The sequence below is a fragment of the Sphingobium sp. genome (assembly GCF_036170395.1).
Taxonomy (GTDB): Bacteria; Pseudomonadota; Alphaproteobacteria; order Sphingomonadales; family Sphingomonadaceae; genus Sphingobium.
In genome coordinates, this window is record NZ_JAVHPD010000071.1 from 1 (window position 1) to 23,599 (window position 23,599).

The 23,599-nt window shown below is 67.0% G+C and carries 25 protein-coding genes; 17 read left to right on the forward strand and 8 right to left on the reverse strand.

What is annotated here, in order from left to right; all coding sequences use genetic code 11:
- The 6 genes from rplA to V2B31_RS17835 form a co-directional block, all read left to right on the forward strand.
- A partial coding sequence (gene rplA / locus V2B31_RS17810; protein WP_328281084.1) for a 50S ribosomal protein L1 occupies nucleotides 1-536 on the forward strand: 536 nt, incomplete at its 5' end.
- Nucleotides 537-842: 306 nt separating this feature from the next.
- A complete protein-coding gene (locus V2B31_RS17815; protein WP_328281085.1) occupies nucleotides 843-2,615 on the forward strand; it encodes a DEAD/DEAH box helicase in 1,773 nt (590 codons plus the stop codon).
- A 123-nt stretch (nucleotides 2,616-2,738) separates the two neighbouring features.
- Nucleotides 2,739-4,268, forward strand: coding sequence for a cryptochrome/photolyase family protein (locus V2B31_RS17820; protein WP_328281090.1), 1,530 nt, complete (start codon nucleotides 2,739-2,741; stop codon nucleotides 4,266-4,268).
- A gap of 124 nt (nucleotides 4,269-4,392) precedes the next feature.
- Complete coding sequence (gene rplU, locus V2B31_RS17825) at nucleotides 4,393-4,689, forward strand: 50S ribosomal protein L21 (protein ID WP_328281094.1); 297 nt, start codon at nucleotides 4,393-4,395, stop codon at nucleotides 4,687-4,689.
- A gap of 33 nt (nucleotides 4,690-4,722) precedes the next feature.
- Complete coding sequence (rpmA, locus tag V2B31_RS17830) at nucleotides 4,723-4,992, forward strand: 50S ribosomal protein L27 (protein WP_009822431.1); 270 nt, start codon at nucleotides 4,723-4,725, stop codon at nucleotides 4,990-4,992.
- Between the two features lie 268 nt (nucleotides 4,993-5,260).
- Nucleotides 5,261-5,833, forward strand: a complete 573-nt coding sequence (locus V2B31_RS17835) for a GNAT family N-acetyltransferase (RefSeq protein WP_328281103.1) — start codon at nucleotides 5,261-5,263, stop codon at nucleotides 5,831-5,833.
- Here V2B31_RS17835 and V2B31_RS17840 read toward each other — a convergent pair.
- A complete protein-coding gene (locus V2B31_RS17840) occupies nucleotides 5,803-6,363 on the reverse strand; it encodes a GNAT family N-acetyltransferase (protein ID WP_328281106.1) in 561 nt (186 codons plus the stop codon). The two genes, V2B31_RS17835 and V2B31_RS17840, sit on opposite strands and share 31 nt — an antisense overlap.
- Nucleotides 6,364-6,394: 31 nt before the next feature.
- Complete coding sequence (locus V2B31_RS17845; RefSeq protein ID WP_328281109.1) at nucleotides 6,395-7,246, reverse strand: metal-dependent hydrolase; 852 nt, start codon at nucleotides 7,244-7,246, stop codon at nucleotides 6,395-6,397.
- A gap of 53 nt (nucleotides 7,247-7,299) precedes the next feature.
- On the opposite strand from V2B31_RS17845, the gene V2B31_RS17850 reads away from it, so the two are divergent.
- The 5 genes from V2B31_RS17850 to V2B31_RS17870 all read left to right on the forward strand — a co-directional run bounded on the left by V2B31_RS17850 (nucleotide 7,300) and on the right by V2B31_RS17870 (nucleotide 11,488).
- Nucleotides 7,300-7,917 carry a TetR/AcrR family transcriptional regulator gene (locus V2B31_RS17850; protein ID WP_328281111.1) on the forward strand — a complete coding sequence of 206 codons (618 nt, stop codon included), beginning with the start codon at nucleotides 7,300-7,302 and terminating at the stop codon, nucleotides 7,915-7,917.
- A 30-nt stretch (nucleotides 7,918-7,947) separates the two neighbouring features.
- Nucleotides 7,948-9,042, forward strand: a complete 1,095-nt coding sequence (gene obgE, locus V2B31_RS17855) for a GTPase ObgE (protein ID WP_328281114.1) — start codon at nucleotides 7,948-7,950, stop codon at nucleotides 9,040-9,042.
- Nucleotides 9,043-9,184: 142 nt separating this feature from the next.
- Complete coding sequence (gene proB, locus V2B31_RS17860; RefSeq protein WP_328281160.1) at nucleotides 9,185-10,315, forward strand: glutamate 5-kinase; 1,131 nt, start codon at nucleotides 9,185-9,187, stop codon at nucleotides 10,313-10,315.
- Nucleotides 10,316-10,338: 23 nt separating this feature from the next.
- Nucleotides 10,339-11,235 carry an NAD-dependent epimerase/dehydratase family protein gene (locus tag V2B31_RS17865; protein ID WP_328281161.1) on the forward strand — a complete coding sequence of 299 codons (897 nt, stop codon included), beginning with the start codon at nucleotides 10,339-10,341 and terminating at the stop codon, nucleotides 11,233-11,235.
- A 52-nt stretch (nucleotides 11,236-11,287) separates the two neighbouring features.
- Nucleotides 11,288-11,488: a hypothetical protein gene (locus tag V2B31_RS17870; RefSeq protein WP_328281116.1), complete on the forward strand. Its 201-nt coding sequence runs from the start codon at nucleotides 11,288-11,290 to the stop codon at nucleotides 11,486-11,488.
- A gap of 4 nt (nucleotides 11,489-11,492) precedes the next feature.
- Here the strand turns inward: V2B31_RS17870 and V2B31_RS17875 are convergent, their stop codons facing one another.
- On the reverse strand, nucleotides 11,493-12,011 hold the full coding sequence (locus tag V2B31_RS17875) for a CvpA family protein (RefSeq protein WP_328281118.1): 519 nt from the start codon (nucleotides 12,009-12,011) through the stop codon (nucleotides 11,493-11,495).
- Between the two features lie 114 nt (nucleotides 12,012-12,125).
- A complete protein-coding gene (radA, locus tag V2B31_RS17880; RefSeq protein ID WP_328281120.1) occupies nucleotides 12,126-13,493 on the reverse strand; it encodes a DNA repair protein RadA in 1,368 nt (455 codons plus the stop codon).
- 161 nt (nucleotides 13,494-13,654) lie between these two features.
- Between radA and V2B31_RS17885 the strand changes: the two genes are divergently transcribed.
- The 3 genes from V2B31_RS17885 to V2B31_RS17895 are packed head-to-tail and all read left to right on the forward strand — an operon-like array spanning nucleotide 13,655 to nucleotide 17,241.
- On the forward strand, nucleotides 13,655-14,353 hold the full coding sequence (locus tag V2B31_RS17885) for an endonuclease/exonuclease/phosphatase family protein (RefSeq protein ID WP_328281122.1): 699 nt from the start codon (nucleotides 13,655-13,657) through the stop codon (nucleotides 14,351-14,353).
- A gap of 54 nt (nucleotides 14,354-14,407) precedes the next feature.
- Complete coding sequence (locus V2B31_RS17890; protein ID WP_328281124.1) at nucleotides 14,408-16,741, forward strand: patatin-like protein; 2,334 nt, start codon at nucleotides 14,408-14,410, stop codon at nucleotides 16,739-16,741.
- Nucleotides 16,738-17,241 carry a hypothetical protein gene (locus V2B31_RS17895; RefSeq protein ID WP_328281126.1) on the forward strand — a complete coding sequence of 168 codons (504 nt, stop codon included), beginning with the start codon at nucleotides 16,738-16,740 and terminating at the stop codon, nucleotides 17,239-17,241. Before V2B31_RS17890 ends, V2B31_RS17895 begins: the two co-directional genes overlap by 4 nt.
- Here the strand turns inward: V2B31_RS17895 and V2B31_RS17900 are convergent.
- Nucleotides 17,238-17,528 carry a 4a-hydroxytetrahydrobiopterin dehydratase gene (locus V2B31_RS17900; protein WP_328281128.1) on the reverse strand — a complete coding sequence of 97 codons (291 nt, stop codon included), beginning with the start codon at nucleotides 17,526-17,528 and terminating at the stop codon, nucleotides 17,238-17,240. The genes V2B31_RS17895 and V2B31_RS17900 overlap by 4 nt on opposite strands.
- Before the next feature lie 41 nt (nucleotides 17,529-17,569).
- On the opposite strand from V2B31_RS17900, the gene V2B31_RS17905 reads away from it, so the two are divergent.
- From V2B31_RS17905 to V2B31_RS17915, 3 genes are read left to right on the forward strand one after another with little or no spacing between them, the layout of a single operon-like run.
- On the forward strand, nucleotides 17,570-17,977 hold the full coding sequence (locus tag V2B31_RS17905; protein ID WP_328281130.1) for a metallopeptidase family protein: 408 nt from the start codon (nucleotides 17,570-17,572) through the stop codon (nucleotides 17,975-17,977).
- Entirely contained in the window at nucleotides 17,974-18,573 is a 600-nt protein-coding gene (gene ccmA / locus V2B31_RS17910) for a heme ABC exporter ATP-binding protein CcmA (protein ID WP_328281132.1), read from the forward strand. The genes V2B31_RS17905 and ccmA overlap by 4 nt, the downstream gene beginning before the upstream one ends.
- Nucleotides 18,570-19,217, forward strand: coding sequence for a heme exporter protein CcmB (locus V2B31_RS17915; RefSeq protein WP_328281133.1), 648 nt, complete (start codon nucleotides 18,570-18,572; stop codon nucleotides 19,215-19,217). Before ccmA ends, V2B31_RS17915 begins: the two co-directional genes overlap by 4 nt.
- A 3-nt stretch (nucleotides 19,218-19,220) precedes the next feature.
- Here the strand turns inward: V2B31_RS17915 and V2B31_RS17920 are convergent, their stop codons facing one another.
- From V2B31_RS17920 to V2B31_RS17930, 3 genes are all read right to left on the reverse strand, one after another.
- Nucleotides 19,221-20,495: an amidohydrolase family protein gene (locus V2B31_RS17920; RefSeq protein WP_422247614.1), complete on the reverse strand. Its 1,275-nt coding sequence runs from the start codon at nucleotides 20,493-20,495 to the stop codon at nucleotides 19,221-19,223.
- Nucleotides 20,496-20,620: 125 nt separating this feature from the next.
- Nucleotides 20,621-22,018 (reverse strand): amidohydrolase, encoded by a 1,398-nt coding sequence (locus V2B31_RS17925; RefSeq protein WP_328281135.1) that lies wholly within the window; start codon nucleotides 22,016-22,018, stop codon nucleotides 20,621-20,623.
- Nucleotides 22,015-23,538, reverse strand: coding sequence for a peptide MFS transporter (locus V2B31_RS17930; protein WP_328281136.1), 1,524 nt, complete (start codon nucleotides 23,536-23,538; stop codon nucleotides 22,015-22,017). The genes V2B31_RS17925 and V2B31_RS17930 overlap by 4 nt, the downstream gene beginning before the upstream one ends.
- Between the last annotated feature and the right edge of the window lie 61 nt (nucleotides 23,539-23,599).

Here is a 23,599-nt window from a genome sequence, read left to right on the forward strand (position 1 = left end):
CCGACCAGATGGTCCGTGGCGTCGTCACCCTGCCCGCCGGCACCGGCAAGGACGTGCGCGTTGCCGTGTTCGCCCGCAATGACAAAGCGCAGCAGGCTCTGGACGCCGGCGCCGACGTCGTGGGCGCGGAAGACCTGCTCGAATCGATCCAGGCCGGCAATATCGATTTCCAGCGCGTGATCGCCACGCCCGACATGATGGGTCTGGTGGGTCGCCTCGGCAAGGTGCTCGGCCCCAAGGGCCTGATGCCGAACCCGAAGCTGGGCACGGTGACGCCGAACGTCGCCGAAGCCGTGAAGGCCGCCAAGGGCGGTCAGATCGAATTCCGCGTCGAGAAGGCGGGCATCATCCACGCCGGCCTCGGCAAGGCGAGCTTCCCGGCGGAAGACCTGCGCAAGAACTTCGACGCTTTCGTCGATGCGATCGTGAAGGCCAAGCCCTCGGGCTCGAAGGGCAAATATGTCCGCAAGATCGCCCTGTCCTCTTCGATGGGTCCGGGCGTGAAGGTCGACGTGGCGGAAGTCGCCTCGATCTGATCGACTGACGATAACAGACAAAGGGGCCGCTTTCCCTCCTTGCGGGGGAAGGCGGCCTTCTTATTTCCTATTCATCCTCCCCTGCAAGGGGAGGTGGCAGCACGAAGTGCTGACGGAGGGGTGTCCCGCTTTCGATGACGGGACACCCCTCCACCACTCGCTTCGCGAGCGGTCCCCCTCCCCTTGCAGGGGAGGATTTTGGAACCAGCGGCATGACCGACCGCTGGGCTTCCCATACGGAAGCATGAACGGTCTTTCGTATCCGTCGGGAATGGCGGGTCGCTTTTACCGATGGAATACAACAACATGGCATTTGAAACTCTTCCCGCCCTCCTGTCGCAGGCGCTCGTCGCCAAAGGCTATGAGGCGCTCACCCCCGTCCAGTCCGAAGTCACCCAGGAGGAAGCGGTCGGCCGCGACTTGGTCGTTTCCGCGCAGACGGGATCGGGCAAGACCGTCGCCTTCGGCCTCGCCATGGCGGGCGAATTGCTGGGCGATGCCGAGCGCCTGCCCGTCGCCGGCCTGCCGCTGGCGCTGGTGATCGCGCCGACGCGCGAACTCGCCTTGCAGGTCAGCCGCGAACTGGAATGGCTGTACGGCGCGGCGCGCGCACGCATCGCCACCTGCGTCGGCGGCATGGACGCGGCCAAGGAGCGCCGCGCGCTCAGCCATGGCGCGAATATCGTCGTCGGCACGCCGGGCCGGCTGCGCGACCATCTGGAGCGCGGCGCTCTGGACCTGTCCGCCATCCGCACCGTGGTGCTGGACGAGGCGGACGAAATGCTCGACATGGGCTTCCGCGAGGATCTGGAGGGCATTCTCGACAGCGCGCCCGAAGGCCGCCGCACGCTCCTCTTCTCCGCCACCATGCCCAAGCCGATCGTGGCGCTCGCCAAGCGCTACCAGAAGGACGCGTTGCGCATTTCGACCGTGACCGAGGAGCGCGGCCATGGCGACATCAGCTATCAGGCGTTGACCGTCGCGCCCTCCGATATCGAGAATGCGGTCGTCAACCTGCTGCGCTATCACGAGGCGGAGACGGCGATGCTGTTCTGCGCCACCCGCGACAATGTGCGACACCTGCACGCCAGCCTGACCGAGCGCGGCTTCGCCGTCGTGGCGCTCTCGGGCGAGCATAGCCAGAATGAGCGTAACCATGCGTTGCAGGCGCTGCGCGACAAGCGCGCGCGGGTGTGCGTGGCGACCGACGTCGCGGCGCGCGGCATTGACCTGCCCTCGCTCAGCCTCGTCGTCCATGTCGAGCTACCGCGTGACGCCGAGACGATGCAGCATCGCTCGGGCCGTACCGGCCGCGCGGGCAAGAAGGGGACCGCCGTCCTCATCGTCCCCTACCCCCGCCGCCGCCGCGTCGAATCGATGCTGCGGGGCGCGAAGATTCCGGTCGAATGGGGCACCCCGCCGAGCAAGGAAGCGATCCTGGAGCAGGACAATGCCCGCCTGCGCGCCACGCTGATGGAAAAAGCGGAACTGGACGAAGCGGACTGGGCGCTGGGCGCGGAACTGCTGGCCGAAAAGAGCGCCAAGGAAATCGCCGCGATGCTGGTCAAGAGCGCGCGCGCGTCCCTTCCCGCACCCGAGGAACTGCTGGATCGCAGCGAAGCGCCCGCCCGCAGCGACGGGCCGCGTCCGGGGTTCGAGGATACGCAATGGTTCCGCATGGACATCGGCCGCCGCCAGAATGCCGATCCGCGCTGGATATTGCCGCTGATCTGCCGCCGCGGCCATGTGTCGCGGCAGGATATCGGCGCGATCCGCATCGCCGCCAACGAAACGATGTTCGAAATCCCCAGGGCGATCGCCAGTCGCTTCATTGCGGCGGTCAAGCGCTCGGGCGAGGCAAGCGACGAGGGCGCCGACGTCTCGTTCGAACCGGTGGATGGCGCGCCGCGTCAGGAAGCCCGCGAAAACCGTAAGCAACTGCGCCCTGCCAATAGCGACCGCCCCAATCGAAGCGGGCCGTCACGCGGCGGCCCCGGCGGCGGACGCCCGCACAGCCCCCGCCCGTTCAAGGGCGCAGGCGCCGGCGGCCCGCGCAAGGGGCCGCCGCGCGGCCGCTGACATCTGTTCCCCGGCGCAGGCCGGGGTCCAGTTCGAGCGTTTCAACTGGCCCCAGGCCTGCGCCGGGGAACAACCCTTTCGGGTAGATTGGGAGCCAAGCCCCATCTCGTCCATTGATGGGCGATGACCATCCTCATCCCCATTCTGGGCGACCAGCTGAGCCTCGACCTCGCATCGCTGCGCGCGGTGGACAAGCGCGAAGCCGTGGTCCTGATGATGGAGGTTGCCGACGAGACCACCTATGTGAAGCATCACAAGGCCAAGATCGCCTTCATCCTCTCCGCCATGCGCCACCATGCCGACGCACTGCGCGCCGAGGGCTGGACAGTCGATTATGTCAGGCTGGACGACCCGGACAATGCAGGCTCCTTCACTGCAGAAGTCGCCCGCGCCGTCGAAAGGCATCAGCCCAGCGCCATCCATGTCACCGAAGCCGGCGAATGGCGCGTGCGCGCGATGCTGGAGAGCTGGCAGGACCGTTTCACCATCCCCGTAACCATCCATGAGGATGACCGTTTCCTCTGCTCCCATGCCGAGTTCGACACATGGGCGGCGGCGCGCAAGCAGATGCGGATGGAATATTTCTACCGCGACATGCGGCGCAAGGCCGGCCTGCTGCTGGACGATGACGGCCAGCCGGAAGGTGGCCAGTGGAACTACGACGCCGAAAACCGCAAGCCCGCGCCGAAGCGCGACCTTCTCATGCCGCAACCCATCCGCTTCCGCCCCGACGCGATCACAAACGAGGTGCTGGCGATGGTGGCGGCCCGCTTCGCCGAACATATCGGCAATCTCGAGCATTTCGCCTTCGCCGTGACCCGCGCCGACGCGCTGCGCCAGCAGAAGCGCTTCCTCGACGAAGCCCTACCCCGCTTTGGCGACTATCAGGACGCGATGCTCAGCGATGAGCCCTTTATGTGGCACTCGATCCTCTCGCCCTATATCAACGCCGGGCTGCTCGACCCGCTGGACGTCTGCCGCGAGGTGGAAAAGCGCTACCGCGCCGGCAAAGTGCCGCTCAACTGCGCCGAAGGCTTCATCCGCCAGATCATCGGCTGGCGCGAATATGTGCGCGGCGTCTACTGGCACGAAGGCCCGGACTATGGCTCGCGCAACGCGCTGAACGCTACCCGCGACCTCCCTGCCTTCTACTGGACAGGCGAGACGGACATGCACTGCATGGCGCAAGCGATCGGCCAGACCATCGATCATGCCTACGCCCATCATATCCAACGACTGATGATTACGGGCAACTTCGCCCTCCTCGCCGGGATCGACCCGCATCAGGTCCATGTCTGGTATCTGGAAGTCTATGCCGACGCCTATGAATGGGTGGAGATGCCCAATACGATAGGCATGAGCCAGTTCGCCGACGGCGGGCTGCTTGGCAGCAAGCCCTATGCCGCGGGGGGCGCCTATATCAACCGCATGTCCGATTATTGCCGCTTATGCCGCTATGACGTCAAGCAGCGCATCGGCGAAGATGCCTGCCCGTTCAACGCGCTCTACTGGGACTTCATCGCCCGCAATCAGAGCAAATTGGCCCGCAACCCGCGCATGGCCATGCCCTATCGCACCTGGGAGAAGATGGCGGAGAAGGACCGCGCCGCGATCCGCCAACAAGCGAAGCAATTCCTTCACAAACTCGCCTGATCCCGCCCCGGATCGGTTGACAGCGGCCTATCATTCCACTAACGGGCCACATTCCCGCGCGGGTCGACAGGATTTCCTCCTCGATGATCGGCGTAAAGCAGATTTGAACGAGAAGAGACAAGCCATGTTCGCTATCGTGCGCACGGGCGGCAAGCAGTATCGCGTCGCCGCCGGAGACAAGATCGTCGTTGAGAAGCTGGCCGGTGAGGCCGGCGACAAGGTCACGCTGGGCGACGTCCTATTCGCCGGCGAGGGCAGCGACGTGAAGGATGTCTCGAAGCTGACGGTCGCCGCCGAAATCATCGCGCAGGCGAAGGGCGAGAAGGTCATCGTCTTCAAGAAGCGCCGCCGCCACAATTATCGTCGCAAGAACGGCCACCGCCAGAATCACACGATCCTCAAGATCGTGTCGATCGCCTGAGCCGTCGCGCAACAGAATCAAGGAGTTTAGGTCATGGCACATAAGAAAGCGGGCGGTTCCTCGCGCAACGGTCGCGATTCGGAGTCGAAGCGTCTTGGCGTCAAGAAGTTCGGCGGTCAGGACGTGATCGGCGGCAACATCATCATTCGCCAGCGCGGCACTCGCGTTTATCCGGGCCGCAATGTGGGCATGGGCAAGGACCACACCCTCTTCGCGCTCGGCGAAGGCAAGGTGGTGTTCCACACCGGCAAGCTAGGCCGCAAATACGTGTCGGTCGACGCAATGGCCGAAGCCGCCGAATAACGGACGACCGATGACGGGTCGTCCTTCAGGGGCGATCCTCCCGGTGTTCGGATGACCAGTCCAACGCCGGTGTCCGAGGGAACAGGGGCGCTCCTCACCAGAGGGGCGCCCCTGTTCTCGTTGGGCGGCGTTTCCTCTCTAAATTCCCTCAAGTCACTGGAACCAAGCGGCTTTTCGCGCGTCGTGCGGCAAAGCCGATAGGCCAGGAGCAGCGTCGTCAAGCCGTCATCATGGGCGGCTAACGGCGCATCCCAGAGGAGAGACGAAAATGTTCGCCCGCACCCCGCGCCTGCTGCTGCGTCCCGGCTGGATGGAGGACGCGCCCGCGCTGGCTCAGGCCATCAACGATCCCGCCGTCGCGCGCAACCTGGCGCGCGTGCCAAGCCCCTATACCCGCGCAGACGCCGAAGCCTTTCTGTCGCTGCCGCAGGACTCGCGGCTGCCCCGTCTGCTGGCCTTCACCCGAACGAAGGGCGCGCCGCGCCTGATCGGCGGGTGTGGCATCCATGTGGACGAGGAAGGCCGCCCCGAACTCGGCTACTGGATCGCACGGCCTTATTGGGGGCTGGGCTTCGCTACCGAAGCAGGACGCGCCGTGCTGTCGATGGCGCGCGCCGCGGGCGTCACCGGCATGCGGGCGGGGCATTTCATCGATAACCCGGCATCGGGGAACGTCCTGCGCAAGCTCGGCTTTCGCCATAATGGTGAGACGCGGCCGCTGTTCAGCCTCGCACGCGGCGCGGCGGTCGAAAGCCTGATCTTCGAGGAGGGAGAAGCCGCGTGGCTGAATGACGACCCGGCGATGGATGTTTACGGCGACGCCATGCTGGTAGCGGCCTGAACAGAATCGCGTCTCGGCCGGTCGAACACCCGCGCCGGCTTGCCGCCATGGACCGTGTCGATCACTCCCGCAAAGCCCAGCTTCTCGGCGACCTTGATCGACGCGGCATTGTCGGGATCTATGATGCAGCGGACGGACGGCGCATCGACATGATCGTCGGCCCATTGGAGCACCGCCGCCATCGCTTCGGTGGCGATGCCCTTGCCCCATGCGTCTGGCCCCAGCACCCAGCCCGCTTCGGGCACATCCTCCAACTCGGGCAGACCACGTTCCGCGCGCAACAGGCCAGCCTCGCCCAGCACGGCGCCGCTCGCCCGATCCTCGACCACCCACATGCCGTAGCCGAGCAGCGCCCACATGCCCGCATAGCGCAGCAGGCGAAACCAGACCGCTTGCGCCTCCTGCGGCGCGCCGCCAATGAAGCGCACTACATCGGCGTCCGCCCAGAGCCGGCGGCAGGCGGCATAATCCGCCACCCGATGCGGGCGTAGGATCAGACGGGGCGTTTCGAGGACGGGCGCTTCGGGCATGAGCCGATAAGAGAGTGCGCCCGTCCGGCCGTCAAGCGGCCGACACGAGCGCGCCGTCTGCCCGCGCAGCGGCATAGGGCGTATCGGCGACCGCGATGAGCGCGCGGTCGTCGACCTTCCACGGATGGAAGCCCGGCAGAAAATAGCTTGCCCACGGGAGCGCCACCCGCCGCAATATGCCAGGCCGCAGCAGCGCATAGCGCAGCAGCCCACCCCATGCGCGAACGCCCCTGATCCCATCCTGCCGCAACAATTCCATCATGCCGCGCGCCCGATGATGCAGGAAATGCTTCGTGACGATCAGCATCATCAGCGTCTTGACCCACCAGCGTTTGAGGTGCGGCCAGTCGCGGGTGGCATGCACCCATGTGTCATGCGCCACGCCCTTATGCTCGATCTCCTCGATCGCGTGCCAACGCCACAGCGCAGCCAGTTCCGGCTCCGCCCCGTCCAGATAGCGGAGATCGCGCAACAATTGATGCGCCAGGATCGCGGTAAAATGTTCGAGCGCCATGGTCGCGGCAAGCCGCACGATCGCCGGGCGGCTATAGGCGAGGTTCAGCACCATGGTCACGTCAGCGTCGAGGCGCGACACGTCATAGCCCTGATCCGTCACCTGCCGGTTGAACGCCAGATGCTCGCGGCTGTGGACGACCTCCTGCTTGATGAACGCGGCAATCTCGCCCGCCAGCTTCTCCGGCACGCCGTCGCGGAACGCGCGCACCGAATCGATGAAGAAGGCCTCGCCGCGCGGGAAGGTGATCGAGAGCGCGTTGAAGAAAGCCGTGGCGATCGGATCATTGTTCAGCCAATGTCGCCCGCTCGCACGATCCCGCCCGAAACGGCGGTCGCGCGGGGTGATGGTGAGGTCGGTGGGTGTCATGGGACGCCTCCTTCACTTACTTACATTGATGTAAATATGAGTAACTGACACCAATGTCAACAACCCGTGCGCGCCTCACCCCCAACGAAAGCCGCCTCGCTGCTGTGGAGGCAGCGCGGACGCTCCTGATCGAAGCCGGCCCGCAGGCGGTCACGCTCAAGGCCGTGGCGGCGCGGATCGGGCGCACGCACGCCAATCTGCTCCACCATTTCGGGTCGGCGGCCGGCCTCCAAAAGGCGCTCGCGGCGCACCTCGCCGACGTCATCACCGCCAGCATCGGCGAGGCCGTGGACGCCGCCCGGCGCGGCAAGGTCAGCCCGCGCACCATCGTCGACATGACCTTCGACGCTTTCGACGCGCAGGGCGCGGGCGCGCTGGCGAGTTGGATGCTCTCCTCGGGCAATGAGGATGCGCTCGATCCCGTAGTGGAAGCGATCCATCGCCTCGTGGACAAGCTGGCGGCGAGCGCGCTCACCCCGAACATGGGCGACCTCATCCGCGAAAACACGCTGATGCTGGTGCTGCTGGCGCTTGGCGACTCGCAGCTTGGCGGACCGACTGCCGCCGCGATCGGCCTCCCCCGCGAAAAGGCGCGCGAGATCGCGACGCGCAGCCTCACCTCGGCGCTGCTTCAGGAGGCGGCGACCTATGCCGCGCAGGCCAAGGTTTAACTTTGGGCCAGATGGCGTTATGGGCGCGCCATGCATTTCCTCGATCAAGCGAAAATCTACATCAAGTCCGGCTGGGGCGGCCCCGGCGCGGTCAGTTTCCGGCGTGAAAAATATGTCGAATATGGCGGCCCCGACGGCGGCAATGGCGGCAAGGGCGGCGACATCATTTTCGAGGCGGTCGCCGGCCTCAACACGCTGATCGACTTCCGCTACACCCAGCATTTCAAGGCGCAGCGCGGCCAGCCCGGCATGGGCAAGAACCGCTATGGCGCGGGCGGCGAAGACTTGGTCATCAAGGTGCCGGTCGGGACGCAGATACTGTCCGATCCGACTCCCATCGAAGGGACCGAGGACGCGGAAGACGGCACGATGGAATATGAGCAGGAACTGCTCGCCGACATGACCGAAGTCGGTCAGCGGCTCGTCCTGCTGCGCGGCGGCGACGGCGGGCGCGGCAACCTCTCCTACAAGACCAGCACCAACCGTGCGCCGCGCCAGCATGGCACTGGCTGGCCGGGGCAGGAAATGTGGGTCTGGCTGCGGCTGAAACTGCTTGCGGATGTGGGCCTCGTGGGTATGCCCAATGCCGGCAAGTCCACTTTCATCAACCAGGTGACCAACACCAAGGCGAAGGTCGGCGCCTACGCCTTCACCACCACCAAGCCGCAGCTTGGCGTCGTGCTGCACCGCGACCGCGAGTTCGTGCTAGCCGACATTCCCGGCCTGATCGAAGGCGCGGCGGATGGCGCGGGCATCGGCGATCGCTTCCTTGGCCATATCGAGCGCTGCCGGGTGCTGCTCCACCTCATTGACGCGACGGCGGACGACCCCGTCAACGCCTTCCGCATCGTGACCGACGAACTCGCGGCCTATGGCGGCGGCCTCGATGAAAAGCCGCAACTGGTGGTGCTGAACAAGGGCGACCTGCTGGGGCAGGAGCTGATGGAGGATATCACGGAGCAACTGCGCGATGAGGCGGATGTCGAGGAGGTCTTCATCATCTCCGGCGCGACCGGCGAGGGTGTGGGCGCGCTACTGGACGCGGTGCTCCCGCTGCTGGATGCCCCGGCCGAGACCGATGAAGAGGAAGCGCCGAAGCCCGACAAGCCATGGTCGCCGATTTAAAGCCCCTCCCCTTCAGGTTCGGCGGCGTCACGGGCCGCCGCCGAAGGGTTGGGGTGGGGTGTCGCCCCACAGGGCGACGCGCGCGGCCCACCCCCACCCCCATCCCCTCCCCTGAAGGGGAGGGGCTTATTTGGACCTGTTCGTGACCCACCCCCTCTCCGGCTTCCCCCCTGCCCTGATCCGCCGCCTGGTCGTGAAGATCGGGTCGGCGCTGCTGGTCGATCCCGCCGGCGAAGTCCGCACCGACTGGCTGCGCACGCTGGTCGCCGACGTGGCGGAGCGGCACGCGGCGGGGCAGCAGGTCATCATCGTCTCCTCTGGCGCGATCGCGCTCGGCGCGCGGCGGCTGAAACTGCCCAAGGGCGGCCGCGCCAGCCTGGAGGACGCGCAGGCGGCGGCGGCGACGGGCCAGATCGCGCTGTCGCAATGCTGGGCCGGGCTGCTCGCCGAACGCGGCATCACCGCCGCGCAGATGCTGGTGACGCTGGACGACCTCGAAAACCGCCGCCGCTACCTCAACGCCTCGGCCACGCTGGAGCGGCTGATGGCGCTCGGTGTCGTGCCGGTGGTCAACGAGAATGACAGTGTCGCGACGGCGGAAATCCGCTTCGGCGACAATGACCGGCTCGCGGCGCGCATCGGGCAGGCGGCACGGGCCGACGCGGTTGCGCTGCTGTCGGACGTGGACGGGCTTTACACCGCCAACCCGCACGTCGATGCGAGCGCCATGCTGATCGAGACGATTGAGACGATAGACGCCCGGATCATGGCCATGGCCGACGGCGGCTCCGCGTCGGGCATGGGGTCAGGCGGGATGGTGTCGAAAATCCAGGCGGCGAAGATCGCCACCGGCGCGGGCGCGCACCTCGCTATCCTGTCGGGCAAGGTCGATGCGCCGCTGTCGCACTGGGCGAAGGGCGGCAAGGGCTCGATTTTCCTGGCCGCCCCGGCGAAAGGCGCGCGCAAGGGCTGGCTCGCCGGCCGCCTGACGACGCGCGGGCGGCTGGTGATCGACGCGGGCGCGGAAAAGGCGCTTGGGCGCGGCAACAGCCTCCTGCCCGCCGGGGTCGCCAGCGTGCAAGGCGCGTTCGAGCGCGGCGACGTGGTCGATATCGTCGCGCCGGACGGCCGGGTCATCGCGCGCGGCCTGATCGAATATGACAGCGCCGCCGCCGCCAGGATCGCCGGCCGCCGCAGCGAGGAGATCGCCGCCTTGCTGGGCGAAATGCCGCGCTCCGTCCTCGTCCACCGCGATCATATGGCGATGATGTGAAGCCCGTGCCGTTCCGCATTGCAATGACGGGCGCGACCGGCTTCGTCGGCACCGAAACGCTGGAGCAGGCGCTCGGCGAAGGGTTCCGCGTGAACGCCCTGACCCGCAAGGCGCAGCCGCCCCGCGCACGGCTCAAATGGGTGCCCGGATCGCTGGAGGAAGCCGCCGCGCTCGACACGCTGGTGCGCGACGCGGACGCGGTCATCCACATCGCCGGCGTCGTGAACGCCCCCGACCGTGAGGGGTTTGAAGCGGGCAATGCGCGCGGAACGGTGGCCGTGATCGACTCGATGCGCCGGCGCGGCATCAAGCGTCTGGTCCATGTCTCCTCGCTCGCTGCGCGCGAGCCGGCGCTGTCCGATTATGGCTGGTCGAAGGAACTGGCCGAGAAACACGTCAAGGCGAGCGGCCTCGACTGGACCATCGTGCGCCCGCCCGCCATCTACGGCCCCGGCGACCGCGAGATGCTCGAACTGTTCCGCATGGCCAAGCGCGGCCTCATGATGCTGCCGCCCGGCGGCCGGCTGTCGGTCATCCAGGTCGGCGATCTTGCGCGCCTGCTGCTTGCACTGGCGCAGGAGAAGGAAAACAGCCTCACCCGCAGCTACGAAGTCGATGACGGTAGCCCAAGCGGCTGGGACCACAAGGACTTCGGCGCGGCGATCGGCCGCGCGGTCGGCCGCAACGTTCGCGTCATCGCGACCCCCGAATGGCTGCTGTCGATCGCTGCGCGCGCCGACCGGCTGGTCCGCGGCAAGCGCGCGAAGCTAACCCCCGACCGGGTCGATTATTTCTGCCATCCCGACTGGGTGGTGGCAAAACGCAAGCAACCGCCCAAGCGGCTATGGCTGCCGCAGGTGCCCACCGAAGAGGGATTGAAGGCAACGGCGGCCGCCTACCGGGAAAAGGGCTGGCTCTAACGCCTGTTAGCGCCGTGCGGAACCGCAGGCTTGCTTCGTCGCTTGCTCTGTCATGACCGATCCCGTCATCGACCCAGACCGTCCGAGCGACCGCCGCCTGCAACGCGCGGGCTTCACGGTCGTGTGCATCATCCTCGCCATCATCGCCTGCGTCTTCGTCGGCTTCAATCTCTGGCATGGCGAGCAGCTGAAAGAGGATCAGGCGACCGGCGAAAACCGCGCGACCGAGCATACCGGCACCAAGCTGGACTGATGCGTCAGCGAGTCTCCGCCGCAGGCTTCTTCGCCCGCTGCTCGGCCAGAAACTCGCTGATCGCCTGCCCGCTGGCGTTGAGCAAAGGATAGGTGCGCGCGTCGCTCAGCCAGTCAGGACGGCGCGCCGCGCTGCCGTAGAAAGTGTCATAGACAAGGCTGAAGGCGAGGAAGACCAGGGTCGCGCCGATCAGCCCCTTGACCGCGCCGAACCCCGCGCCCAGCACCCGGTCGATCGGCCCCAGCACCGACTGGCGCGTGCGGCGGCCGATGGCGTGCGCGATGAGCTTTCCCGCGCCGAAGGTGACGCCGAACACCAGCACCAGCGCCAGCATTGCCGCCCCGCTGCTGTTACCGACGAAGGCGCTCAGCAGTTCGGCGGCCGAAGCATGGAACAGGCGGATGGCGAAGATCGCCAGCACCCAGGCGATCAGCGACAGCGTCTCCAGCACGAACCCGCGCATCAGCCCCAGCACGGCGCATCCGCCGATCGCGAGCAGAACGAGAATGTCGATGGCGTTCATGCGCTAGCCCTAGAATTTGACTGTTCCCCGGCGCAGGCCGGGGTCCAGTTCTACCGCCGAAGCTGGACCCCGGCCTGCGCCGGGGAACAAGTCGGACGGCAATCAGGTCTCGCGCTATCCCCGCCCGAGCATCTGGTCAACAAGCTGGCTCAAGGTGCGGAAGCCGCTGACCGCAATGCCCTTGACCCCGTCGGCAGCGGACGCGGGAATGAAGGCGCGGTTGAAGCCGAGCTTGGCGGCCTCCCGCAACCGCAACGGAGCATGGGCGACCGGGCGTATCTCGCTCGACAGCGCGATTTCGCCGAACAACACGACATCGGCCGCCACCGGCCGCTCGGACAACGCCGAAATCAGCGCGGCGGCAACCGCCAGATCGGCCGCCGGATCGCTCAGGCGATAACCCCCCGCGACGTTCAGATAGACTTCCGCCGTCGAGAAACTGAGCCCGCACCGCGCCTCCAGCACGGCGAGAATCATCGCCAGCCGCCCGCTGTCCCATCCCACCACCGCGCGTCGGGGCGTCGCCCCGCTCGACAGGCGCACCACCAGCGCCTGTATCTCCACCAGCACCGGCCGCGTCCCTTCCAGCGCCGGGAAGACCGTCGCGCCCGTCACCGTCTCGTCCCGATGCGTCAGGAACAGGGCGGACGGGTTGGCGACTTCCTCCAGCCCCTCCGCGACCATGGCGAAAACGCCGATCTCATCCGTACCGCCAAAGCGATTCTTGATCGTGCGCAGGATGCGATATTGATGGCTGCGCTCGCCCTCGAACGCCAGCACTGTGTCGACCATATGCTCCAGCACGCGCGGCCCGGCGATGCTGCCGTCCTTCGTCACATGGCCAACCAGGATCAGCGCCGTGCCGCGCTGCTTGGCGAATTTGATAAGTTCCTGCGCGCTCGCCCGCACCTGACTTACCGTGCCCGGCGCGCCCTCGATCAGGTCGCTGTGCATGGTCTGGATCGAATCGATCACCAGCAAGGCGGGCGGCGGACCGTTCCCCAAAGTCGTCAATATGTCGCGCACGGACGTGGCGCTGGCCAGCTGCACCGGCGCATTGCCAAGGCCAAGCCGCTGCGCCCGCAGCCGCACCTGATCGGCCGCTTCCTCCCCACTGATATAAGCGACCGACAAGCCCCGCGCCGCGATGCGCGCCGCCGCCTGAAGCAGCAATGTCGACTTGCCGATGCCCGGATCGCCGCCGATCAGCGTCGCCGATCCGCTGACGATGCCGCCGCCCAGCGCCCGGTCGAACTCGGCAATGCCGGTGGAGGTGCGCGGCGGCAGTTCGACCTGGCTGTCTAGGCCCACCAGCGTGATCGCCCGCCCGCCGCCTTGCAGATCATGGCGCGCGGAAAAGACCGTCTCGGCCGCTTCCTCGACGATGCTGTCCCACTCACCGCAATCCTCGCATTGGCCCTGCCACCGCCCAGTGACGGTGCCGCATTGCTGACAGACGAACTTGCGCTTTGCCTTGGCCATGGCCTTTCTTCTCCGTTCGGTTCGAGCTTGTCGAGAACCGGTGCGCGCAGTTCTCGACAAGCTCGAACCGAACGGGAGCGGTATGGCGCCAAAATTGGAACAATTCAAGAACACAGCGCCACCCTCTGGAAACATCCGCGCGGCTGGCGCATTGATCCGGCATGACAACGATCCGCGTCGCGAGCTACAATATCCGCAAGGCCATCGGCACGGACAGGCGGCGAGTGCCGGAGCGGGTGCTCGAGGTGCTGAACGAAATCGACGCCGACGTGATCGCGCTCCAGGAAGCCGATCGCCGGTTTGGCGTCCGCTCGGCCGCCATCCCGCCACAACTGATCGAGAAGGCAAGCGATTACAAGCCCGTGCCGCTCAATGTTCAGATCGACTCGATGGGCTGGCATGGCAATGCGCTGTTGGTGCGCAAGGCGGCGGAGATCGGCGCGCATGACGTGCTGCACCTCCCCTATCTGGAACCGCGCGGCGCGACCATGGCGGAGGTCGCGGTGAAGGGCGCGCGGCTGCGGGTATTCGGGATGCACCTCGACCTGTCGGGTCTCTGGCGCCGCAAGCAGGCCGCCGCCGTGATCCACGCCGCCGCGCAGCGCGAAGCGATGCCGACGATATTGATGGGCGATCTCAACGAATGGAGCGCCGATCGCGGCTGTCTCGCCGATTTCGCGCGACACTACAGCTTTGCGCCATGCGGGCGCAGCTTCCACGCACGCCGGCCGGTGGCGCGGCTCGACCGGATCATGCATTGCGGGCGGATGACGCTCAAGGACTGCGGCGTTCACGAAAGCGCGGCGGCACGCAAGGCCTCGGACCATCTGCCGATCTGGGCGGACTTCGGGATTGCTTGACACCATCCTCCGCTTTGGGTTGCGATTTCCTCCACCCTCTGCGACGTTCCATCCATGAAGGAGAGGGAACTGCGCCTGGCGCTGGTCTGCTATGGCGGTATCAGCCTTGCGGTCTACATGCACGGCATCACCAAGGAGGTGTGGCGGCTGGCGCGAGCGAGCCGGGCCTTTCACGACCATGCGCCGCCCAGCACCGGCAGCGAGGCCGTCTATCGCGCGGTGCTGGAGGCGATCGAGGCGCACAGCGGCGTCAAGCTGCGGGTCATGCCCGACATCATCGCCGGGGCAAGCGCGGGCGGGATCAACGGCATCTTCCTCGCCCAGGCGATCGAAACCGGCCAGTCGCTGGAGCCGCTGACCGATCTCTGGCTCGAATATGCCGATGTCGACCGCCTGCTCGATCCCGACGCGCGACCGGCGCGCGCGCTCACCAAATTCTGGGCGACGCCGCTCGTCTGGATGGCGGCGCGGCGACCCGGCGATGCGGTCGAACGCACCGTCGCCCCCGACACGCGCGAGGAAGTGCGGATGAAGCTGTCCCGCTTCATTCGCTCGCGTTGGTTCGAACCGCCCTTTGGCGGCGAGATATTCACGACCATGCTGCTCGATGCGTTCGAGGCGATGGCCGTCGCCGAACGCGGCCCGCCCCTGCTGCCCGAGGGCCATCCGCTCGACCTGTTCGTCACCGTCACCGATTTCGAGGGCCACCCGCAAAGCCTCAATCTCAACAGTCCGGCACAAGTCATTGAAACAGAACATCGCCTCTCGATCGGCTTCCGCGCGCGGGGCCGCGAAAGCCGCGCCTTCGCCGATCCGGTCGAACTCACCTTCGCCGCCCGCGCGACCGCCAGCTTCCCCGGCGCCTTCCCGCCCTTCACCGTCCGGGAACTGGACCGGGTGCTCAAGCGCCGCCACCGCAGCTGGCCGACGCGCGACGCCTTTCTCGCGCGCACCCTGCCCCGCCACGCCGCGCGCGGCACGGTGGAGGACGCGGTGCTGATCGACGGATCGGTGCTGGCGAACGCCCCTTTCGCGCAGGCGATCGGCGCGCTCCGCAACCGGCCCTCACGCCGCGAGGTCGATCGCCGCTTCGTCTATATCGATCCCAAGCCCGGCCACCGCTCGATCCGCCTCAACCGTGAGGGCGAGCAGGAGGATGCGCCGCAGGGCGAAGACGCACCGCTCCCCGGCTTCTTCCGCACCATCTTCGGCGCGCTTTCGGACATCCCGCGCGAACAGCCAATCCGCGACAATCTAGAGGCGATCGACCGCCATTCCGCCCGTATCCGCCGGATGCGGCGCATTCTCGACGCGCTGCGTCCCGGCATCGAGGCGGAGGTGGAAAGCGCGATCGGCAATATGCTGTTCCTCGACCGGCCGAACCCCGCGCGCCTCTCCGCCTGGCGCGCGAAGGCGCAGCAGCGCGCGGCGAGCGCGGCGGGCTTCGCCTACCCCGCCTACGGCCATCTCAAACTCTCGGGCATCGTCGAGGCGCTCAGCACCCTGCTGTTCCGCCTGTCGGGCGAGGACAGCGCTATGATGCGCGAAGCCTATCGCCAGGCGATCTGGGCGCAGGTGCGTGGGCAAGGCGCGGACCAGTTGACCGAAGCGAGCGGCTCCGCCTCCGCCCCGGTCGCCTTCTTCCGCGCCCACGACCTTGCCTTCCGCATCCGGCGGCTGCGCTATCTCGCGCGGCGGCTGGCCGCCACGCTGGAGCTGGAAGCAGAGGCGGACGATCCGGCGGTGCAGGCGATGCACGACGCCATCTATGACGCGCTGGCGCTCTATGCCGAATGCGAGGAAGCCGACTTCCATGGTCCGGCGGTGATCGCAGCAGCCAAGGACGTGCCCGGAAACGCCGCCGCCGCGCTCCAAGCCGTGGCGCAGGCCCGCGACCTCAAGGCGCGCGACGAGGCGGCCGACCGGATGCTCGCCGACGCCTTCGCCGCGCTCCCGAAGGCCGGGCGGCGCACGATGCTGCTCGCCTATCTCGGCTTCCCCTTCACCGACATCGCCACCCTACCGTTGCTTCAGGGTGACACTCTCGACGAATATGATCCGGTGAAGGTCGATCGCATTTCGCCTGAAGATTGCTCGGCGCTGCGCGGCGGCGGTGCGACCGCCACTTTGAAAGGTATAGAATTCAATAATTTCGGCGCATTCTTTAGCAGGGCCTATCGGGAGAATGACTATCTCTGGGGCCGGCTGCATGGGGTCGAGCGGCTTCTGGACATCGTGAATAGCGCAACACCCATGGCAAGCCGTCTTTCCCCCGACATGGTCCGCGATTATAGGCGGGCGGCGTTTCTGGCGATCCTTGAGGAGGAAGAGTCGCGATTGCCCCATATGGGCGATCTCATCGCCAGCTTGCGGAGGGAGATCGGGTGAACGGGCGTAGAGGTCTGGGTCCGGTGGTGCTGGTGCTGGCGTTACTCGCCGGCTGCCGCGACGCATCCCCCGACGTGGCACAGTCCAATGCCGCTCCCGCGCCTGTCGCCATGGCCGTTCCCCAACCCGCGCCCGACCCGCTGCCCGCCCCGGCGGAGCCCATGCCGGAACCTGCCCGGCCCGGCCCCAAGGTGACCGTCCGCGCGCAGCCCGCGCCCTTCAACCCGCTCGACTTGCCCCCTTCGCAGGACAGCGCCGGCGTAGAGCCCTTTCCGCAGGAAGTCACCGCCTTCATGGTCGATCGTGACGGCTGCGACCATTTCCGCGGCGAAGAGCCCTATGACGCCGAACGGCGCGCCTATATCGCGGAAAATGTGGCGGAACTCTGCACCGGTACCGATGCGCGCCTCGCCCTGCTGCGTCGGCGCTATGCCGAAGACCCTGCCGTGATCGCGGCGCTCAAGGGCTATGACGACCGGATTGAAAGCGCCGGATACTAAACCCCCAACGCCTCGATCGCCCTCGCCAGATCGACATCGCGCTGGGACAGCCCGCCCGCGTCATGGGTGGTCAGAACGATATCAACCCGGTTGTAAACATTGGACCATTCAGGATGATGGTCCGCCTTCTCCGCCAGGATCGCGACTCGCGTCATGAAGCCGAAGGCAGCGTTGAAGTCAGGGAAGGTGAACCGCCGGCTTATCCCCTCCGGCTCGGTGACCGGCGTCCAGAGCGGCAGGTCGGCGAGCGCCAACGCCCGTTCTTCATCGGTCAATTTGGCGATCATGTCCCTATCCAAGTCCCGAGGCTTTGGCGTATGTGGCAGCCATGTCATCCAACGGTCAACCGTCCCGCTTCGCTCCTACCCGAGAAGAGATCGAAACCCTGGCGCTCGAAGCGCTCAGCCGCCTGCCCGCGCCCTTCGCCGAGCATCTCGCCCATGTCGTCCTCTTCGTGGAAGAATTTGCCGACGAAGCGACGCTCAAGGCCATGGACCTCGAAGACCCGTTCGAACTGACCGGCCTCTATACCGGCCGCAGCGTCGGGCAGGAGGCGCAGACCGGGGATACGCCCCCCACCGTCCATCTCTACCGCCGGCCGCTGCTCGACGAATGGGTCGAAACCGGCGTCCCGCTCGACGCGCTCATCACCCATGTCGTCGTGCATGAGATCGGCCATCATTTCGGCCTGTCCGACCTCGATATGCATGTGCTGGAGGATATGGTCGCGCCATGAGGCCCACGCGGCTGCGCCTATCGGACGTCGCCTGCCTGCGCGGCGGGCGGCTGCTGTTCCGGGGCGTGTCACTGGACCTGGCGCCGGGCGGCACGGCGCTGCTGACGGGTCCGAACGGCGTCGGTAAATCGAGCCTTCTGCGCCTGTGCGCTGGCCTGCTGCGCCCCTTTGCCGGCACGGTCGAGACGGAAGGCCGCCTCGCGCTTGCGGACGATCGTCTGGCGCTGGACGCCGACCGGCCGCTGCGCGAGGCGCTCGGCTTCTGGGCCGCGCTGGATGGCGCGGCGGCGGCGGCGGTGTCGGCGTCGCTCGACGCCATGGCGCTCGCCCCGCTGGCCCAAGTCCCGGTGCGGATGCTCTCCACCGGCCAGCGCAAACGCGTCACGCTCGCGCGCGTCATCGCCAGCGGCGCGCCGATCTGGCTGCTGGACGAGCCGGGCAACGGCCTAGACGCCGCCTCGCTCGAGCTGCTCGGCGCAGCGATCGCGCACCATCTGGCGGCAGGCGGCATCCTAATCGCGGCCTCGCACCAGCCGCTGCCGCTGGCCGCGCCGGTCACGCTATCGCTGGCCGATTATCAGGCGGAGGCAGCATGAGGCTGCTCTGGCTCCTCGCCGCCCGAGACCTTCGTCAGGCATGGGCCTCGGGCGGCCTGTGGCTCCCCGTCGCCTTCCTGCTGCTGGTCGCGAGCCTCTATCCGTTCGCGGTCGGCCCGGACGCCACGATCCTGCGGCGCACCGGCGGCGGCATGATCTGGATCGCGGCGCTGCTCGCCAGCCTGCTTCCCGTCGACCGACTGGTCGCGCCCGATGCCGACGCCGGCATCCTCGACCAGATCGCCCTGCGGGGCATCGGCGAAGAAATGCTGGTGAGCGCGCGGCTTCTCGCCCACTGGCTCGGCTTCGGCCCGCCGCTGATGATCGCCACCCTGCCCGCTGCCGCCCTGCTGAAGCTGGACGGCGCGACCACCGCGACGCTGGAACTCGGCCTGCTGACAGGCACCCCGGCATTGGCAGCCCTCGGCCTGCTGGTCGCCACCCTCACCGCCGGTCTGCGCTCCAGCGGCGCGCTCGCCGGCCTGCTCGCTCTTCCCCTCGCCGTCCCGCTGCTGATCTTCGGCGCGGGAACATTGGGCGACGGCAGCGGCGCGGCGCTCAAATTCCTCGGCGCGGCGTCGCTGCTGCTGGTGGCGATCACCCCCATCGCCGGCGGCGCGGCGATCCGCGCCGGCCGGGACTAAAGCCTACCACTCATAGGCCTTGGGCAGCGAACCCTCGGTCGGCGTCGCATAACGATCGCGCAGCCGCGTCTGGCGATTGTCGAGCGGCTGCTGCACCCCGTCGATCCACACGGCCACCGGGGCGGAAGTCATTTCCAGCGGATCGCCGTCCCACAGCACGACATCGCCCGCACGACCGGCGCGCAGCGACCCGAATCGATCGCCCAGCCCCATCGCCTCGGCCGGCGCGGAGGTGATCGTCCGCAGCGCCTGCCCCCAGCTCAGCCCCGCCGCGCCGGGCACTTTCGCCAGCGCGACCATATTCCCCGCCTGCTGCGTCGCCGCGCGCAACTGCAACGCATCGTCGCCGGTCAGCATCCCCATCGAAACGCTGACCCCCGCCTTCACCAGCCGCCCGACATTGCTCTGCGTCGCCGCCAGCTTCTCGAAGCTGGAGGGCAGATCCTCCAGCCCCGCCGTGATGACCGGCACCTTGGCGGCGGCGATCTGGTTCGCCACCATCCAGCCTTCGGTCGCGCCCGCCAGGATCAGCTTCAGCGCCGGAAATTCCTGCCGCAACGCCAGCACCGCCAAGATATCGCGCGCGCTTTCGGCATGGACCATCAGCGGCATCGCGCCCGTCACGACCGGCGCCAGCGCCTCGGCATCGACGCGGTTCAGCAGCGCATCCCGGCTGTTGCCGTCATAGCTGGCCGGCGCTTTCGCATAGTCCTGCGCCTGCCGCAGCATCATGCGGAAGGTCAGGATCATCGCCGCCCTGCTGCCGCCCGCCTCGGCCGATCCCGCCTCCCCCATCTCGACATATTGGAAGGCGCGCGCCTTGGTGATGGGGTTCAGGTCCGACCCCAGATCGACAACCGCCCCCTGCCCGGCAAAGATGCTGCTGCCGGTCGCCGGCGCAACCACCGCGCGCGTGATCCCGGCGGTCCGGCTGATCGCAATCGGGTTGGCGAGGGGGTTGACGACAGGCGCGACATCGATCGCGGCGGAAAAGGGGGATCGCCCGGCGCTGGTGTCGTTGGTCTCGCGAACCGCCGGCACCTCGGCCAGCCCGACGCGCGAAAAGCCCGACACGATCCCCGGCGTCACCCATTTGCCGCCCGCGTCGATCGTCTTGGTGCCCGCCGGCACGGCAACGCCGGCCCCGGCGGCAACGATTTTGCCGGCACTGACGACCACCGTGCCGCCCTTGATCGGCTCCGACCCGTCGCCGATCGCGACCGTCGCGTTGGTGATCGTGACCGATTGGGCGAGCGCGGGGGTGGCGGTCAAAGCCAGCCCCAGTAGCACCGTTCGGGCTGAGCGAAGTCGAAGCCCTGCGCTGAGCGAAGCGAAGCAGCCTCGCTCCGCTCGGCGAAACCCTTCGACTTCGCTCAGGGCGAACGGGGGGAGAGCTATCTTCATCATTTCACATCTCCCGCGCCGATCTGCCCCAGCTCGAAATCGACCACCCCGCGCCGCTTGGGATCATAGCTGTCATAGAGCAGCGCCCCGTCGATCCACACCTTCTCCGGCCGGGTATAGGTGCTGAATGGGTTGCCGTTCCACAGCACCACGTCGGCCATCTTGCCCACCTTCAGGCTCCCGGTCCGATCGGCGATCCCCATCGCCCGCGCTGGATTGATGGCAAGCCAGGTCCACGCCACCTCGTCGCTGATGTCGATCCCCATGCGCCGCCCCGCGCCCAGCGCCTTGGCCGCTTCCTGATTGAGCCGCTGAATGCCGTCCTGATCGTCGCTATGCACGATGGCGCAGGCGCCCGCGCGGTGGACCAGCGGGACATTCTCCTTGATCCCGTCATAGGCTTCCATCTTGAAGCCATACCAGTCGCCCCACATGGCCGAACAGATGCCGTTCTCGCGCAGCAGGTCGGCGATCTTGTAGCTCTCGACCGCGTGGTGGAAGGTCGAGACCTTGTAGCCGAACTCCTTGCTCATATCGATGACGTTGGCCATCTCGTCGGCGCGGTAGCAATGGTTGTGGACCAGGATCTTGCCCTCCAGCACGTCGGCCAGCGTCTCCATCGCGAGGTCGCGGGTCTGGTCCTTGCCCGCAGCGCGCTTCTTTTGATACTCTCGCGCCTTGATCCACGCCTGGCGGTTGACCGCCATATTGCCCATCCGGGTGCTCGGTTCGCGGCCCTTTGCGCCATAGACCCGCTTCGGATTCTCCCCGCATGCCATCTTCAATCCCTGCGGCGCGCCGGGGAACTTCATCCCCTGCATCGTGCGCGCCGGCACATTCTTCAGCGTCACGCTGCGACCTCCGAACAAATTGGCGGAACCCGGCAAAATCTGAAGCGATGTCACCCCGCCATTGGCGAGCGCGCGGGTGAAGCCGGCATCCTGCGGCCAGATGCTATGCTCGGCCCAGACATGCGGCGTGACCGGCGATGTCGCTTCGTTCCCGTCCGACAGCGCATCGACGCCGGGCGAGGGATAGTCACCCAGATGGCTGTGGATGTCGATCACGCCCGGCGTCACATATTTGCCCTGCGCCTCGATCAGCAGCACGTCGGCGGGGATCGGTGTGTCCGGCCCGCCGACCGCCGTCACCTTGCCGTCGGACAGGAAGACAATACCATTGTCGATCCGCCCGCCTTCCCCGTCGAAGATGGTGGCCCCGCGCAACACGGTCGGCCGACCCGGATAAGGCTTGTAGGTCGACGGATAGGGATTTTCCGGCTCGGCCGACGATCCTTGGCTGGCCGGCGCTTCCTCCTTGTCCTTCTTCGCCGCCACCGGCCCGGCCACGCCCGCCAGCAGCGCCGCTACCAGCAGCATCCTGCCCGTCCTGTTCATGCCTTTTCCTCCGCGCCGATGCTGTCCAGATGCATCATCCGTTTGACGAAGGGGGAAACGAGCAGAACCAGCCCCCCCACCACCACGGCAAACCAGCCGATCTGCGTATAGACGTCAAGCACCTGGGTCACGTCGCCCGCCTCGCCGCTGCCGGTCGCGCGCGCGATCAGCCCGGCGATAAAATTGCCCGCCGCCATGGCGAGGAACCATGTGCCCATGACCAGCCCCACCATCGAGGACACCGACAACCGCGTCATCGCTGAGAGGCCCACGGGCGAGAAGCAGAGTTCCGCCATGGTGTGGAACAGGTAGATGAGGAACACGAAGAGCACCGGGGTCAGGCTTTCCCCCGCCATGGCCGCACCCGCGACCAGCACCAGAAACCCTGCCCCGCACAGGATGAGCCCGATCCCGAACTTGGCGGGCGAAGACGGCTCCAGCCGCCGCTTGTCGAGGATCGTCCACAGCACCGCGAACAGCGGCGCGAGCAGGATGATGAAGATCGAATTGACCGACTGGAACAGCGACGCCGGCACCTCCCAGCCGAGTATGGACCGATCGACATTGCGGTCGGTGAAGATGTTGAGCGACGATCCGGTCTGCTCGAACAGCCCCCAGAACAGCGGATTGAGCGCGATCAGGAACAGCGCCGCGAACATCCGGTCGCGCTCGACGGGCGGCAGCGTCATGACGCTGCGCCAGATGATGTAGACCAGCGTCGCAGCGGCGAAGACCAGCAGCGCATAGCCCAGCAGTTCGGCATAGCGGATCACCAGCCAGATCGCCACGACGCCCAGTGCCGCACCCACATAGATGGTCCATTCGCGCGAAAGCCCCGTCGCCGTCCTCTCTCGCAGCGCCTGCGGCGCGGGCGGCTCGCCTTTGCCCAGCAGCCATGGCTTCAGCCACACGAAGCCGGCAAGCCCCAGCAGCATCCCCACGCCCGCCGCGCCGAAACCCCAGCTCCACCCCCACAACTCGCCCAGCAGGCCGCAGACGATCGGCCCCAGCATCCCGCCCATGTTGATCCCCATATAGAAGATCGAATAGGCCGGATCGCGCCGGGCGTCGTCGCGCGGATAGAGTTCGCCCACCAGCACCGAGACATTGGCCTTGAGGAACCCGGTGCCGACGATGATGCTGGCCAGCGCCAGATAGAAGCCGTTGAGGAAGAAGGGCTGCTGCCCGCCCGGCCCTTCGGTGATGGCGATCAGGAAATGGCCGATGGCGATGAACACGCCGCCCGCCGTCACCGCCTTGCGCGGACCCAGGAACCGGTCGGACAGATAGCCGCCGATGACCGGGGTGATATAGACCAGCGAGGTATAGGCGCCGTAGAGCAGATAGGCTTTGTCCTCGCCGAAGAGGAAATGTTTGGTGAGGTAGAAAATCAGGATGGCGCGCATCCCATAATAGGAGAAACGCTCCCACATTTCCGCGAAGAAGAGCAGATACAGCCCGCGCGGATGGCCGAGCCAGGTCTTGCCGGCCTCGACCGCAACGCTATCCGAAGTCGCCATTCGGCACCCTTTATATTTTATGTCCGGCCGACCGTGATCGGCGGCCGCGTGATAGGCGCAG

Bases quoted from the DNA above. Each gene is read 5' to 3' on its own strand.
- V2B31_RS17815 (WP_328281085.1), top strand. From the start codon at position 843: ATGGCATTTGAAACTCTTCCCGCCCTCCTGTCGCAGGCGCTCGTCGCC.
- V2B31_RS17820 (WP_328281090.1), top strand. From the start codon at position 2,739: ATGACCATCCTCATCCCCATTCTGGGCGACCAGCTGAGCCTCGACCTC.
- rplU (WP_328281094.1), top strand. From the start codon at position 4,393: ATGTTCGCTATCGTGCGCACGGGCGGCAAGCAGTATCGCGTCGCCGCC.
- rpmA (WP_009822431.1), top strand. From the start codon at position 4,723: ATGGCACATAAGAAAGCGGGCGGTTCCTCGCGCAACGGTCGCGATTCG.
- V2B31_RS17835 (WP_328281103.1), top strand. From the start codon at position 5,261: ATGTTCGCCCGCACCCCGCGCCTGCTGCTGCGTCCCGGCTGGATGGAG.
- V2B31_RS17840 (WP_328281106.1), bottom strand. From the start codon at position 6,363: ATGCCCGAAGCGCCCGTCCTCGAAACGCCCCGTCTGATCCTACGCCCG.
- V2B31_RS17845 (WP_328281109.1), bottom strand. From the start codon at position 7,246: ATGACACCCACCGACCTCACCATCACCCCGCGCGACCGCCGTTTCGGG.
- V2B31_RS17850 (WP_328281111.1), top strand. From the start codon at position 7,300: ATGTCAACAACCCGTGCGCGCCTCACCCCCAACGAAAGCCGCCTCGCT.
- obgE (WP_328281114.1), top strand. From the start codon at position 7,948: ATGCATTTCCTCGATCAAGCGAAAATCTACATCAAGTCCGGCTGGGGC.
- V2B31_RS17865 (WP_328281161.1), top strand. From the start codon at position 10,339: ATGACGGGCGCGACCGGCTTCGTCGGCACCGAAACGCTGGAGCAGGCG.
- V2B31_RS17870 (WP_328281116.1), top strand. From the start codon at position 11,288: ATGACCGATCCCGTCATCGACCCAGACCGTCCGAGCGACCGCCGCCTG.
- V2B31_RS17875 (WP_328281118.1), bottom strand. From the start codon at position 12,011: ATGAACGCCATCGACATTCTCGTTCTGCTCGCGATCGGCGGATGCGCC.
- radA (WP_328281120.1), bottom strand. From the start codon at position 13,493: ATGGCCAAGGCAAAGCGCAAGTTCGTCTGTCAGCAATGCGGCACCGTC.
- V2B31_RS17885 (WP_328281122.1), top strand. From the start codon at position 13,655: ATGACAACGATCCGCGTCGCGAGCTACAATATCCGCAAGGCCATCGGC.
- V2B31_RS17890 (WP_328281124.1), top strand. From the start codon at position 14,408: ATGAAGGAGAGGGAACTGCGCCTGGCGCTGGTCTGCTATGGCGGTATC.
- V2B31_RS17900 (WP_328281128.1), bottom strand. From the start codon at position 17,528: ATGATCGCCAAATTGACCGATGAAGAACGGGCGTTGGCGCTCGCCGAC.
- V2B31_RS17905 (WP_328281130.1), top strand. From the start codon at position 17,570: ATGTCATCCAACGGTCAACCGTCCCGCTTCGCTCCTACCCGAGAAGAG.
- ccmA (WP_328281132.1), top strand. From the start codon at position 17,974: ATGAGGCCCACGCGGCTGCGCCTATCGGACGTCGCCTGCCTGCGCGGC.
- V2B31_RS17915 (WP_328281133.1), top strand. From the start codon at position 18,570: ATGAGGCTGCTCTGGCTCCTCGCCGCCCGAGACCTTCGTCAGGCATGG.
- V2B31_RS17925 (WP_328281135.1), bottom strand. From the start codon at position 22,018: ATGAACAGGACGGGCAGGATGCTGCTGGTAGCGGCGCTGCTGGCGGGC.
- V2B31_RS17930 (WP_328281136.1), bottom strand. From the start codon at position 23,538: ATGGCGACTTCGGATAGCGTTGCGGTCGAGGCCGGCAAGACCTGGCTC.